Annotated in this window: 12 protein-coding genes; 7 read left to right on the top strand and 5 right to left on the bottom strand. The window is 73.6% G+C overall.

Annotated features, from left to right (window positions below; translation table 11 throughout):
* The coding region (locus AB0E96_RS30710; RefSeq protein WP_359829045.1) for a hypothetical protein at positions 1–251 on the top strand (251 nt) is incomplete at its 5' end.
* A gap of 96 nt (positions 252–347) precedes the next feature.
* Here AB0E96_RS30710 and AB0E96_RS30705 read toward each other — a convergent pair.
* Entirely contained in the window at positions 348–998 is a 651-nt protein-coding gene (locus AB0E96_RS30705; protein WP_359829044.1) for an HAD family hydrolase, read from the bottom strand.
* 253 nt (positions 999–1,251) lie between these two features.
* Here AB0E96_RS30705 and AB0E96_RS30700 point away from each other — a divergent pair, with 253 nt between their 5' ends.
* Positions 1,252–1,512, top strand: coding sequence for a GlsB/YeaQ/YmgE family stress response membrane protein (locus tag AB0E96_RS30700; protein ID WP_359829043.1), 261 nt, complete (start codon positions 1,252–1,254; stop codon positions 1,510–1,512).
* Between the two features lie 486 nt (positions 1,513–1,998).
* Entirely contained in the window at positions 1,999–4,686 is a 2,688-nt protein-coding gene (locus tag AB0E96_RS30695; protein WP_359829042.1) for an FG-GAP-like repeat-containing protein, read from the top strand.
* 210 nt (positions 4,687–4,896) lie between these two features.
* Here AB0E96_RS30695 and AB0E96_RS30690 read toward each other — a convergent pair whose 3' ends face one another.
* Both AB0E96_RS30690 and AB0E96_RS30685 read right to left on the bottom strand, forming a co-directional pair.
* Complete coding sequence (locus AB0E96_RS30690; RefSeq protein WP_359829041.1) at positions 4,897–5,640, bottom strand: response regulator transcription factor; 744 nt, start codon at positions 5,638–5,640, stop codon at positions 4,897–4,899.
* Positions 5,637–6,776, bottom strand: a complete 1,140-nt coding sequence (locus AB0E96_RS30685) for a sensor histidine kinase (RefSeq protein WP_359829040.1) — start codon at positions 6,774–6,776, stop codon at positions 5,637–5,639. The genes AB0E96_RS30690 and AB0E96_RS30685 overlap by 4 nt, the downstream gene beginning before the upstream one ends.
* 167 nt (positions 6,777–6,943) lie before the next feature.
* On the opposite strand from AB0E96_RS30685, the gene AB0E96_RS30680 reads away from it, so the two are divergent.
* Complete coding sequence (locus tag AB0E96_RS30680) at positions 6,944–8,134, top strand: lipase (RefSeq protein WP_359829039.1); 1,191 nt, start codon at positions 6,944–6,946, stop codon at positions 8,132–8,134.
* A gap of 89 nt (positions 8,135–8,223) precedes the next feature.
* Here the strand turns inward: AB0E96_RS30680 and AB0E96_RS30675 are convergent, their stop codons facing one another.
* Complete coding sequence (locus tag AB0E96_RS30675; RefSeq protein WP_359829038.1) at positions 8,224–9,183, bottom strand: helix-turn-helix domain-containing protein; 960 nt, start codon at positions 9,181–9,183, stop codon at positions 8,224–8,226.
* 132 nt (positions 9,184–9,315) lie between these two features.
* On the opposite strand from AB0E96_RS30675, the gene AB0E96_RS30670 reads away from it, so the two are divergent.
* The 3 genes from AB0E96_RS30670 (at position 9,316) to AB0E96_RS30660 (ending at position 11,949) form a co-directional block, all read left to right on the top strand.
* Entirely contained in the window at positions 9,316–10,272 is a 957-nt protein-coding gene (locus AB0E96_RS30670) for a proline dehydrogenase family protein (protein ID WP_359829037.1), read from the top strand.
* Positions 10,273–10,679: 407 nt separating this feature from the next.
* The gene (locus AB0E96_RS30665) at positions 10,680–11,306 is read left to right on the top strand and encodes a hypothetical protein (protein ID WP_359829036.1); all 627 of its coding nucleotides are present in this window, start codon (positions 10,680–10,682) and stop codon (positions 11,304–11,306) included.
* Between the two features lie 49 nt (positions 11,307–11,355).
* Entirely contained in the window at positions 11,356–11,949 is a 594-nt protein-coding gene (locus tag AB0E96_RS30660; RefSeq protein WP_359829035.1) for a hypothetical protein, read from the top strand.
* 162 nt (positions 11,950–12,111) lie between these two features.
* On the opposite strand, the gene AB0E96_RS30655 is transcribed toward AB0E96_RS30660, so the two are convergent.
* Positions 12,112–12,353 (bottom strand): hypothetical protein (locus AB0E96_RS30655; RefSeq protein WP_359829034.1); only part of this gene is annotated, 242 nt, incomplete at its 5' end.

Here is a 12,353-nt window from a genome sequence, read left to right as displayed (position 1 = left end):
GCCTGACCGAGGAGGACATCGTCCTGGAGGCGAAGTCCGGCGACGGATGGACCCCGGTCCCACTGCACGACGACTGCGGCGCCCTGACCGCGACCGCCCCGACCGGGCTGGAAGCCAAGCACTCGGGCGACTCGGCCGAGTACGTCTTCCGGATCACCACGACCAAGCCCTCACAGCACCTTCCCAACGTCCAGGTAGGCGCCCGGACCGGCGACCACCTGGCCACCCTCCAGTACATCTCCCCCCGCTGACACCCCCGCACCGACGACCCAACCGCGCACGCTCGGGGAACGCGCTGTCCGACGGCTGTCCGGCGGGTGGCGCGGGTGCGTTCCCGGGCCCGGGCGTCAGCGGGCGTGCGCGGTGAGCAGGCCGGGCAGGTCGCGCATGTCGTCGAACAGGACCCGGCCCGGGCCGGCCAGGCGGTCGGCGGAGTTGACGCCGCCGGTGTAGCCGAAGGCGGGGATGCCGGCCGCGTTCGCCGCGCTGAGGCCGTGGGGGCTGTCCTCCACCACCACGCAGCGGGCCGGGTCGGCGCCCAGCGTGCGGGCCGCGTGCAGGAACAGGTCGGGCGCGGGCTTTCCGCGCGGGACGTCCTCCGCGCCGCTGAAGATCCGCCCGGCGAACCGCTCGTACAGCCCGGTCAGGCCCAGCCCCCGCCGCAGCCAGCGATGACCGCTGTTGGAGGCCACGCACCCGGGCAGGTCGATCCGCTCCAGCGCCTCGACGATCCCGTCCACCGGGCCCAGCCGCTCGTCGGTCAGCCGGGTGTGCAGCGGCCGGTACTCCTCCCACCAGTCGGCGGGCAGCTCCCGTCCGAGCAGCTCCTCCAGCGCGGCCGTCTTCGCGCGCTGCGACAGCCCGACGAACCGCTCCACGATCTCCTGCCCGCTCATCGGCAGCCCGAGTGCCGCCATCGCCACCTTGTCCACTTCGACGCCGATCGGCTCGCTGTCGATCAGCACGCCGTCACAGTCGAAGATCACCAGTTCGATCATTCCTGCACCTTATGACCCCGGACGGGGGGCCACGGACGCGCGTTCCGGGCGAAGGTGTCCGCCACGGGTTTCGCCCACGGCGGGCGGCCGTCGGCTGCTCCCTGGTCACCGCACCGGACGCCGCGCGGTGACGCGGGTGCCGCGCGGCGGGCGCCCGCGGGTCCGGTCCCCGCGCCACCGGCATGAACGCCCGGCCCTCGGGGCACACGGCGGGCGTCTCGGAAAGGCCGGGTCGAACGAGAGGAAGAAGACCATGACGATCCTGTGGGCCCTGGTCGCGGGCCTGGTGGTGGGCCTGCTGGCGAAGCTCGTGCTGCCGGGCCGTCAGCCCGTTCCACTGTGGCTGACCGTCCTCGTCGGAGCGGTCGGGGCGGTGCTCGGCAACGCCGCGGCCTCCTACTTCGGTGTGCGGCACACCGGCGGAATCGACTGGATCCGGCACCTGCTGCAGGTCGGCGTGGCGGCCGTCCTGATCGCCGTGGTGTCGCCCGCCTACGCGGCACGGAACCGCTGAACCACCGCCCGGGCCCTCGGGGCCCGCGGACGGTCACATGGGCCCGGCCGCACCGCCTCCGCGCGGCGGTGCGACCGGGCCCACGACCCGTGGCGGCGCGGACAGCGCCAGACGGCCGAGGCCGGCCGCGTCTCGGGTCAGGCGCGCAGGACGACCTCGATCAGTGACAGCCACGGACGTCCGCTACGTCCTCCGACCACGCGGTGGATCCGGACGGCAACCGCATCCCGCCGCGCGAGCGCGGCAGGACGGGCCGAGGCGACGGCTGACCGCCCGTCGGGCCGGCGGGGTGAGCGCCGCACCGGCGGTCGCGGGTCCGGGCGAAGGGCGCCCGTCAGGCGCCCGGTAAGCAAACGGTAAGGCGCCCCTCCGTAGCGTCCGGTGGTAGGGCCGGGGGCAGGTGCACCGTCCTTCGGCTCGTCCGCGGTTGTTCCCGACTTCCCTCGCTGCGAGAGGAATTGATCAACTCATGCGACTGACAGGACGATGGCTGGGCGGACCGCGCTGGCGGTCCTGCTGGCCACGGGCGGACTGGGCGGCGGCGGTCAGGCATTCGCCGGAACGCCCGTCTGCGATCCTTCCCGGCTGACGGCCTACACGTCGGGGGGCCTGTGGTGGGGGCAGTACCAGGACGGGATCTCGGTGAACGCCTCGTCCAGCGCCACACTGCACACCAGGGCGGCTCTCTCCCGCACCGTGGAGACCAGCGTCACCGTGAGCGGCGAGTTCACCGCGAGTATCGACACCCTCATCGCCGAAAGCTCCGTCAAGGTCGGTCTCAGCCTCAGCGGCAAGACCTCGTGGACCACCTCCCACGAGATCCAGCTCGACGTGCCGCCCAAGAGCACGGTGTTCTGGCGCTCCGGTGCCGTCCAGGCGACAGTCAACGTCACTGAGACCTACGTGCGTTCGAACTGTTCCACCAGGGTCACCACCGGCTCGTTCAGCGCCGGCAAGCTCGTGGACGTCGTGGTGGACAAGCCCAGTCCGGAGTACGACATCCTGCGCAGGGGCGGGGTACTGGAGAACCTGATCGGTGGTGGCGGCAGCAGCGGCGGCCGGCCGCCGCACCACCCGAGGCGGCCGGACCAGGGCACCCCGGGGCGGTCCTCCCAGAAGCCGACCGAACCCCAGCCGATCACGTCGGTCGTCGGGCTGCCGGACAACACGCAGCTCATCGCCACGGACACGGGGCGCGTCTACAAGATGGTCGGCGGCGCGCCGGTCTGGCAGGCGACCTGCGACGACGGGATCTGCCAGCCGGCATCACGGCCGACCACGCAGGCCGTCATCGACGCCGGACCGGCGACCCCGCGCGACGGCTCCTCCGCCGTCGACCAGCGCGGCAACGTCTACCTGTTCGTCGGCGGCGCGCCGCTCCACCAGGACACCTGCGCGGCCCCGCTCAGCTGCGGGAACCCCGTCAAGGTCTCGAACTGGTCGATCGACGCCCGGGACCACATGAACGACCAGCCCGCCGACGGACACCTCGTCCAGGGCTGGGACGGCGGCACGGGGCTGCCCGTCGCGGAGACCGTCGGCGGCGCGATCGTGCCGTTCAACAACCCGCAGGACGTCATCGACGCCGGCTACGGGCAGGACTGGGCCACCAAGGTCAAGGTCATCCCCTCCCGCGCGTTCAGCCTGATCCCCGAGCACCAGCCCACCACCCGCGGCCCGCTCCACGGGCAGCTCACCCGGTACTCGGGGCCGGGCCGCCACCTCGCCACCACCGCCCTGCCCCCGGACGGCTACCGCGTCGAAGGCCCGCTCGGGCAGCTGCTGCTCGCCCGGCAGCCGGGCACGCACCCGCTGTACGACTGCTGGTACGGCGGAGGGCAGTTCACCTCCCTCGACGCGAAGTGCGAGGGCCAGCACGTCGACGGGCTGCTCGGCTGGCTGTACGACAACCCACCGGCCGGGGAGCGGAGCATGGCCGTCTACCGGTGCCAAGTACCCGTCGTGGGCGACCACTTCGACAGCACCGACCCGAACTGCGAGGGGAAGCAGGTCGAAGGGCTCCAGGGGTACACGCTCGCCTACGCCGACCTCGCCCGGTACGTGAGCAACAGCGGCGTCGGGCACGTCGTGACGGCCTTCGGCCCGCCCGACGGGTACCGCCTGGAGGCCACGCTCGGGCTGGTGAACCTCAACGAGCCCGCGGGCACGGTGAGCCTGTACGACTGCCGGGCCGGCGACACCGACTACTTCAGCTCCCTCAAACCCGACTGCGAGGGCAAGACCCGCCTGGGCGGCAGCGGATCCCTCTGGCCCTCCCCGCCGGACGGCATCCCCAGCGTCGCGGTCTACCGCTGCCGCGTCCTGAACGACGGCGGACACCTCGACAGCACCGACCCCGCCTGCGAGGGCCAGGAGAAGGAGGGCCTGCTCGGCTACGCCCGGGCGCCGCTGTACAGCGGCGGCACCGGCAAGGCCGACCTGGTGTCCGCGGACGCCAACGGCGACCTGCGGCAGTTCGGGAACATCGACGCGCTCGCGTTCAACTGGGCGCCCGCGCAGGTGGTGAAGAACGTCCAGACCGACCCGGCCCGGGTCTTCTTCGCCGACCTGACCGGCAGCGGCCGCAAGGACCTGATCGTCGACAACCCCGACGGGACACTCACCGCCTGGCCGAACACCGGCTCCGGCTACGGCACGCCCCGCACGATCGGCACCGGCTGGACCGACCCGGCCCGCGTCAAGTTCGCGGACCTCACCGGTGACGGCAAGGCCGACCTGATCTCCGTCGACGCCAACGGCGACCTGCGGGCCTTCCGCAACATCGACGGCATCGACTTCGACTGGGCCGACGCCACCGTCTTCGGAGGCGGCTTCCCCGACCCCGCCCGCATCCTGTTCGCCGACCTGAACGGCGACGGCAAGGCGGAAGCCGTCAAGATCAACCAGAACGGGACACTCACCGCCTGGCCCAACCACGGCGTCCTCGACGACGGCGGCTGGGGCACCCCCCGCGAGATCGGCTCCGGCTGGAACGACCCGGCCCGCATCCGCCTCGCCGACCTCAACGGCGACGGCAGGGCCGAGCTCGTCTCCAGCGAGACCAACGGCGACCTGCGGGCCTTCCGCAACATCGACGGCGTCAACGCGAACTGGGCCGGCGCCGTGACGATCGGCAACGGCTGGACCGACCCCGCGCGCGTCAAGTTCGCCTGACCGACACCCACCACAGGACGGCCGCAGCCGTCCGGAAACCCCGCGCACCCGGCGCGGTCGTGCGGCCCCGGCACCCTCCGGTCCGCACGACCGCGCCCGCGCGCGTCCCTCATGACGTTCTCGTCATCCGGGAACGGGGCGGGAGCCGTCGGCGGGTGAGAGCCCCGTGGACGCGACAGGCCGGCGCGGTGGCGGAAGCCGGACGCGGGACTACGTGCCGTCGGAGGCGTGCCCCTCGGGGCTGCCGTCCGGGGCGGTGGGGCGGCGGCCCGTGGGCGGGGGGTTCCTGCCCGGGGTGACCAGGCCCGTCTCGTAGGCGATGACGACCATCTGGGCCCGGTCGTGGGCCTGGAGCTTGGCCAGCAGCCGCCGGATGTGTGTCTTGACGGTCGAGACGCTCAGCCCCAGGTGCCCGGCGATCGCGGGGTTGGGCAGTCCGCGGGCCACCAGGCGGAGGACTTCCCGTTCGCGCGGGGTCACGCCCGCCAGTTCCCGGACGAGCCGCGGGTGCGGCTCGTGGCGGGCGGCGAACTCGCGGATCAGGCGGCGGGTGACCGCGGGCGCGAGCAGGGCGTCACCGGAGGCGACCACCCGCAGGGCCGTCAGCAGGTCGGCGGGGAGGATGTCCTTCAGGAGGAATCCGCTGGCTCCGCCGCGCAGTGCCGCGTACACGTACTCGTCCAGGTCGAACGTGGTGAGGACCAGCACGCGGGTGCCGACGGCGTCCGGGTCCGCGCAGATGCGCCGGGTGGCCTCCAGGCCGTCCGTGCCCGGCATCCGGATGTCCATCAGGACGACGTCGGGCCGCAGCCGCAGGGCGAGTTCGACGGCCTGCTCGCCGCTGACGGCCTCGCCCGCGACGGTGAAGTCCGGCGCGCTCTCGATGAGCAGGCGGAAGCCCGCCCGCAGCAGCGCCTGGTCGTCGGCGATGAGAACCCGGACCGGCCGGTTCACCGCGCCGCCCCCGGTCCGCAGGGCAGTCGCGCGTGCACCCGGAACCCGCCCGTCGCCAGGGGGCCGGCGGAGAGGGTCCCGCCGCACATGGCCGCCCGTTCCCGCATCCCGACGAGTCCGTGCCCGCCGCCGGGACGCCGGGCCGGGAGCCGGGACGGGGGCCGGGACGGCGCGTCGTTGACGACCTCGATCTCGACCGCCCCGGGACCCGTGCGGGACAGGTGCACCCGGCAGTCCGCCGATCCCGCGTGCCTGACGGCGTTGGTGAGGGCCTCCTGGACGATCCGGTAGACCGCCAGTTCCACCCCCGGGGGCAGCGGTGGCCCCGGGTCGACGGACAGCTCCACGCGCGGGCCCGCGCCGTCCGCGAGCGCGGGCAGGTCCGCCAGGCCGGGAGCGGCCCCCGACTCGGCTCCGTCACCGGGCGATCGCAGGACGCCGAGCATGCGGCGCATCTCGGTGAGCGCCGTGCGGCCCGCCGTCCCGACCAGCGCGAGGGTGTGCTCGGCCTCCCGCGGGTTGGTGGAGGCCACCGCACGGGCCACCTCAGCCCGGACCGCGATGACCGTCAGATGATGGGCCACCACGTCGTGGAGCTCGCGGGCGATCCGCAGGCGCTCCTCCGTCACGGCCTGCCGGGCGGCGAGTTCCGCGTACGACCGCTGCTCCCTGAGCGCGGTGCCCACCAGCCAGGGCAGGGTCATCATCAACGACGCGAAGACGGCGCCCCCCGCGGCCCCGGAGGCCGGGAGCGGTCGCGGCACGAGGACCGTGGCCGCCGCGACGGCGACCAGCGAGCAGCCGAGCGCCGTCGCGGAGCGGCGCCGCGGTTCGCGCGCCGCCACCGTGTACAGGACGGCCCCGACGGGGACCCAGGACTCCTCCCACCCGGTGGACGCCAGGGCGAGGACCGCCCCGGCCAGGACCGCGTACAGGACCCGGACGGGCCGCCAGCGCCGCACCGCGACCGGCAGCCAGACCACCGCCGCCACCGCTCCCGCGCCCCAGCCGGCGCGGTGCGCCTCGCTCGCGCCGAACGCCAGGGCGAGGAGCACGGCCGCGACCGTGTCCACGCCGTGCCACTGACCGTCCCGCAGACGTCCGGCCACCAGCGGCCGTGACTGCCCATCACCCATGCCGGCCACGCTATCCAAGCCGGGCCCGGGGCCTGTCAGCCCGGAGGACGTCATCTCACGGGCCGAGTCATCCGCGCGGCCGATGCCCGCCGTACCCTCCTGGGCCGACACCGGGTTCCTCCCCGGGGGCGAAGCCGCCGGACCCGCCGGACGGAACAGTGGAACGCATGAACCGGAGAACACTGCTTGCCTCGTACGCCGGGCTGGCCGCCACCCTGGCCCTGGGTCCGCTCGCGCCGCCGGCCGTCGCGCGCCCGGGACAGGAGGAACCCGTGCGGTTCCGGCTGCCCGCCCCGAACGGGCCGTACCCGGTGGGCACGGTCGCGCTGCACCTGGCCGACACCACGCGGCCGGACCCCTGGGTGCCCTCCCGCCCCTGCCGTGAGCTGATGATCAGCATTTGGTACCCCGCCCGCGCCGGCGCGGCCCGCCCCACCGTTCCCTGGATGCCTCCGGCCGCGGCCGACCGGTACCTGGACCTCCTCGGCCTGCCTCCCGGCCGGGTGGAACTGGGAGGCACCCACGGCCACGAGGGCGCGCCCGTCGGCGGCCCACCGGGCCCCCTGCCGGTCGTGCTCCACTCTCCCGGCGCCGCCGCGTCACGGTCGTTCGGCACCGGCGTCGTGGAGGACCTCGCCAGTCACGGCTTCCTGGTGGTCACCGTCGACCACACCTACGACGCGGCGGTGGTCGCCTTCCCCGGTGGACGCGTCGAGACCAATCCGCTGGGCGGGGTCAACGACTACGCCAAGGCCCTCGCGGTCCGTACCGCCGACATCCGCTTCGTCCTGGACCGGCTCGCCGTCCTCCGCTCGGGCGGCCACCCCGGCGTCTGCCGCACCCCGCTGCCCACCGGCCTGCGCGGGGCGCTCGACCTGCGGCGCGTCGGGATGTTCGGCCACTCCCTGGGCGGCGCCACCACCTCCGCGACGATGCTCACCGACGAACGGATCACGGTGGGAGCGAGCCTGGACGGGGGCGCGGCGGGCCCGGTGGTGGACGCCGGGCTCGACCGTCCGTTCCTGGTCGTGGACACCCCGGGCAAGGGCGGCATGGAGAACAACCCCGCCCTGCGCGCGTTCTGGTCGCATCTGCGCGGCTGGCGCCTGCGTCTGACCGTCCGGGGAGCCGCGCACCAGTCGTTCGGCGACGACGTGCTGATCCTGCCGCTGATCGCCCCGCTCCTGGGCATGTCACCGACCGACCTGGAGTACGAGGTCGGGACGATTCCCGGGCACCGGGCACAGGCGTTCCAACGCGCCTACCCGCGCGCCTTCTTCGACCTCCACCTCCGCGACCGGGGGCGGCTGCTCGACGGCCCCTCCCCCGACTTCCCCGAGGTCGACTACGCCCGGTGAACGCCGTGGCGCCGACAGCCGGACCGTTCCCGCGTCCACGAGAACCGACGGCACCGCGCGGACCCCGTGGAGCCGTGGGTTCGGGCGGGTCATCCGCCGGTGGGCGGGGCGCCGAAGGTTCGCCGGTAGGCCTGCGGCGTCGTGCCGAGGCGCCGGGCGAAGTGGTGGCGGAGGGTGTCGACGCTGCCGAAGCCCGTGCGGTGGGCGACGACGGTGACCGGCTCGTCCGTGGTCTCCAGGTGGTGCTGGGCGAGCAGGACGCGCTGTCCGGTGAGCCATTGCAGCGGGGTGGTCCCGGTCTCCTGCCGGAAGCGTCGGGCGAAGGTCCGCGGCGAGAGGTGGGCGTGGCGGGCCATCGCGTCGACGGTCAGGTCCTGGTCGAGGTTGGCTTCGATCCAGGCCAGGACGGGGGCGAGGGAACCGGACCCGCCGCGGGGAAGGGGGCGTTCGCGGTACTGGCGCTGGCCTCCGTCGCGGTGCGGGGGCGCGACCATCCGGCGAGCGATCGCGTTGGCGACGGCGCTGCCGTGCTCCTTGCGGATCAGGTGGAGGCAGGTGTCGACGCCGGCGGCGGTGCCGGCGCCGGTGATGACCGGGTCCTCGTCGACGTAGAGCACGTCCGACTCGACCCGGGCCCGCGGGTGACGGCGTGCGAGTTCGTCGGTGTACCGCCAGTGGGTGGTGCAGCGCCGCCCGTCCAGCAGCCCGGCCTCGCCGAGCAGGAAGGCCCCGGTGCAGATGCTCAGGACGCGGGCGCCTCGCTCGACGGCGGCCCGCAGTTCCTCGGCCAGGCGGTCCGGCTGCCGCACGCGCGGGTCGTAGGCCGGGACGCAGATGAGGTCCGCCGAGGCCAGCCGCTCCAGGCCGTGCCGGCTCCGCACCTCGAAGCCGTGCCGCGTCGGCACGGCGTCGCCGGTTCCTGGGACGAGAGCGAAGTCGTAGACGGGGAGCGCGTCGTCGCCGCGGTCGATGCCGAAGACCTCGCAGAACACGCCCAGCTCGAAGGCGTGGGCGCCTTGGAGCGCCAGGACGGCGACATCGCGAAGCACCGGCTCCCGATCCCCTCTCACGACGGCGGCAGGAATTGCAGCCTATCCGTCGTTTCTGCCACTCCCCGCGGGTGCCCCGCCCTGGAAGGCTCGCAGGCGCTTCCCCCGTCACGCGAACAGCTAGGCACCCGGATGACCACGCACACGCACACCGGCACCACCGATCTCCCGTCACGGACGGCCCAGGTCCTGCGCGCACTGGCGCTCGACGAGGAGCTGAAGTGGCGCATCCCCGGCGACCCCGTACTGGGCCCCCTGGCCCGCAAGGTCGCCCGCCGGTACGTGGCCGGCGAAACCCTCCCCGACGCCCTGGACCGCGCGCGGCAGGTCCTGGCCGCCGGCCACCGCGTGAACGTCGAGTACATGGGCGAGAGCTGCCGCGACCCGCAGCGCGCCATCGAGGAGACCGACACGTTCCTCGCCGCCGCCCGGCTCCTGCCGCCCGGGTGCTCGATCTCCCTCGACCTGTCCCACATCGGCCTCGCCGTCGACGCGGAGCTCGCCCTGGCCAACGCCACCCGCATCGCCCACGCCACCGCCGCCACCGGGCGGGAGATGATGATCTCGGCCGAGGGCTCCGACCGCACCGACGCGGTGCTGGCCCTGCACCACGCGCTGTGCGAACGCTTCGACCACGTGGGCATCACCGTCCAGGCGCGCCTGCACCGCACCGCGGACGATCTGCCGGAACTGCTCGCCCGCCCCGGCCGCATCCGCCTGGTCAAGGGCGCCTTCCTCGAACCCGAAGCCATCGCCCACCGGCGGGAAGCCCCGGCCCTGACCGCCGCCTACCTGACGTACGCGGAGCGGCTGGCCGACTCGGGCCACCCGTGCTCCTTCGCCACCCACGACTGGGGCCTGATCGACCGCATCGACCACCACCTCGGGGGGAAGGACCGGGACCACGCCCCCTGGGAGTTCGAAACCCTCCTCGGCCTCGGGCCCGACCGGCTCGACGCCATGGCCGAGCGTGGCCACCCGACCCGCGAGTACGTCGTCTTCGGCACGGAATGGTGGCTCTACGTCTGCAACCGACTCGCCGAGGACCCCCAGCGCCTGCTCCAGGCCCTCGTCGACGCGGCCGCGTGAACCAGGGCCGGAGCGGACGGCGGCGGCGCCGTGACGACGGTGCGCACCACCGTGCCCCAGGACCCGCTGGTCGGTGATCGGCGCGGCGCTTCCCCTCCGCGCGGGGAGCTGACGCGCCGACCACGCCCGGCGCCGCCGACAACGAGGCCACCCGTGCACGCCGGACCCGCGCGACCAGGACCAGTGGGGGCGCCGACGCTTCGCCCGGTGCCGCCCTGACGGCGTGTCAGTTTCCCGCGCCCCGTGCCGACCTGCTCCCGCCCGCGCGCACGACGCGCCCCGGCACCACCTAGAAAACTGGGATGGCGACCGTCCCGCCCCGGGAGGGAGGATGACCGTGCGCACAAGGAATGACATGCATGAATCACCCATGCGTTCGCATCCGATTCGACCGGAGGAGCACCCCCATGGCTTCGCGCAACCGACGCGCCGCCTTCGCCTCAGGCCTCGCCGCACTGTTCGCGGTCGCCGGCCTCGGACTCGGCGCCGCCCCCGCCCAGGCCGACCCGCCGCCGACCCCCGCCTGCAACCCGGACGGCAACCGCAACTGGGAGGACGTCGTCTCGGTGCGGCTCGAACCGACCGTCACCGAGTTCGCGGCGGTCAACGTCACCCCCGGGACCACCGGCGAGTACCCCACGACGCTTACCGAGACCGCCGTCGTGAACACGATGGTCAACGGCAGCACGGAGGTGACCGCCGACTACAAGGCACTCTTCGCCAATGTCGGCGCCAAGGTCGGCTTCGCGGTGGCCGACACCAAGACGAGCACTCATATCGCGCCCCTCACCGAGCCCGTGACCTTCAGCATCCCCGGCTACTACGGCCGCTACCGGGGCTTCCACAAGGTGACCGGCGAATGGGCCCGGTACATCTGCGCCCGCTCCGGCCCGGGCACCGGCCTCTGGATCAAATCCACCATCGGCGGCACCTTCACCACCTTCGGCAACGTCGAAAAGGGCACCGTCTCCTGCGCCTCGCCCGAGCCGGCCGGCACCCTGCGGGCGGCCGCCCGACTGAAGCTCAGCTGCTGACCATCCGCCGTTCGCTGCCCACCCCTTCGACAGTGAAAGCGAGTTCACCATGTCATTTCAGCACCGGTCCCGCCACGGCGCCCGACGCCGGGTGACCGCGCTCGGCACCGTCGCCGCCGCCGTCCTGTTCGCTGCCGTCCCGGCGGCTGTCGCGGCACCCGCCCCGGCCACGGCCGCCCTCACCACCACGTGGGGCGAATTCACCTGCGACGGCGGCCCCTACCTCATCAAGGCCCCCACCACCGACCCCGAGACCTTCCTGACCGTCGCCCTGTCGCCCGGGAACCACGGCTCGGTCATCCAGTACTTCGGGGGCAAGGAGTCCAACCAGCAGTGGATCTACTGCCACAAGCCCGGGCCCAACAACACCGAAACGGTGGTCTTCCAGGACAACTGGCGTCACTGGTGCCTCGCCGTCGACGGCAACTCCATGAGCTCCGGGGCCTGGATCATCACCACCGGCTGCTTCAGCGACCACATCCCCACCGAGCAGCAGTTCGTGAAGGAGAACGTGCCCGGCACCGGCCTGATCACCCTCAAGGGGCAGCACTCCGGCAAGTGGGTGGCGGCCACCGGCGGCGGGAACGGCAACCAGATCGTCCAGAGCGACTACCCGGACCTCTACAGGCTCCAGGCCGTCTGACCCCGGGCCTCCGTCCCGCTTCGGCTGGACGGCACAGCACCCCCGGCCGGCGGCCGTCACTTGCTCGGCCAGCGGCCGCCGACGGGGTGCCGCCGATGTCCGGGATCGCAGCCGCCAAGGCCGGTGCCGGGGGGGCGGTGGCCCTTCCGTCGCGTCGCACGGTCAGGAGCGCGACGCGGCGGGCGCCGGCCCGTGCGAGGAGCAGTGCAGGCACTGGCGGGGCAGCCGTGCCGTGCGGGGACGGTCGGTGGCTTTGTTCACGGGTTCGGGAGGCACCCCGAACCACGGGCGGGTGATGTTCACGAGCTTTGACGTCAGTGAGGTACTCGTCAGGGCAGCATCGAGGTACTCCTGGCGAAATCCCTGCTCTGCTGACTGACCGTCACCGCGGACGAGGTCGCCCC

Origin of the sequence: Kitasatospora sp. NPDC036755 (genome assembly GCF_040636595.1) — a bacterium.
Lineage (GTDB): Bacteria > Actinomycetota > Actinomycetes > Streptomycetales > Streptomycetaceae > Kitasatospora.
This window is presented reverse-complemented; position numbering and strand designations above follow the sequence as displayed.

Bases quoted from the DNA above. Each gene is read 5' to 3' on its own strand.
- AB0E96_RS30685 (WP_359829040.1), bottom strand. From the start codon at position 6,776: ATGGGTGATGGGCAGTCACGGCCGCTGGTGGCCGGACGTCTGCGGGAC.
- AB0E96_RS30660 (WP_359829035.1), top strand. From the start codon at position 11,356: ATGTCATTTCAGCACCGGTCCCGCCACGGCGCCCGACGCCGGGTGACC.
- AB0E96_RS30680 (WP_359829039.1), top strand. From the start codon at position 6,944: ATGAACCGGAGAACACTGCTTGCCTCGTACGCCGGGCTGGCCGCCACC.
- AB0E96_RS30665 (WP_359829036.1), top strand. From the start codon at position 10,680: ATGGCTTCGCGCAACCGACGCGCCGCCTTCGCCTCAGGCCTCGCCGCA.
- AB0E96_RS30695 (WP_359829042.1), top strand. From the start codon at position 1,999: ATGGCTGGGCGGACCGCGCTGGCGGTCCTGCTGGCCACGGGCGGACTG.
- AB0E96_RS30670 (WP_359829037.1), top strand. From the start codon at position 9,316: ATGACCACGCACACGCACACCGGCACCACCGATCTCCCGTCACGGACG.
- AB0E96_RS30705 (WP_359829044.1), bottom strand. From the start codon at position 998: ATGATCGAACTGGTGATCTTCGACTGTGACGGCGTGCTGATCGACAGC.
- AB0E96_RS30700 (WP_359829043.1), top strand. From the start codon at position 1,252: ATGACGATCCTGTGGGCCCTGGTCGCGGGCCTGGTGGTGGGCCTGCTG.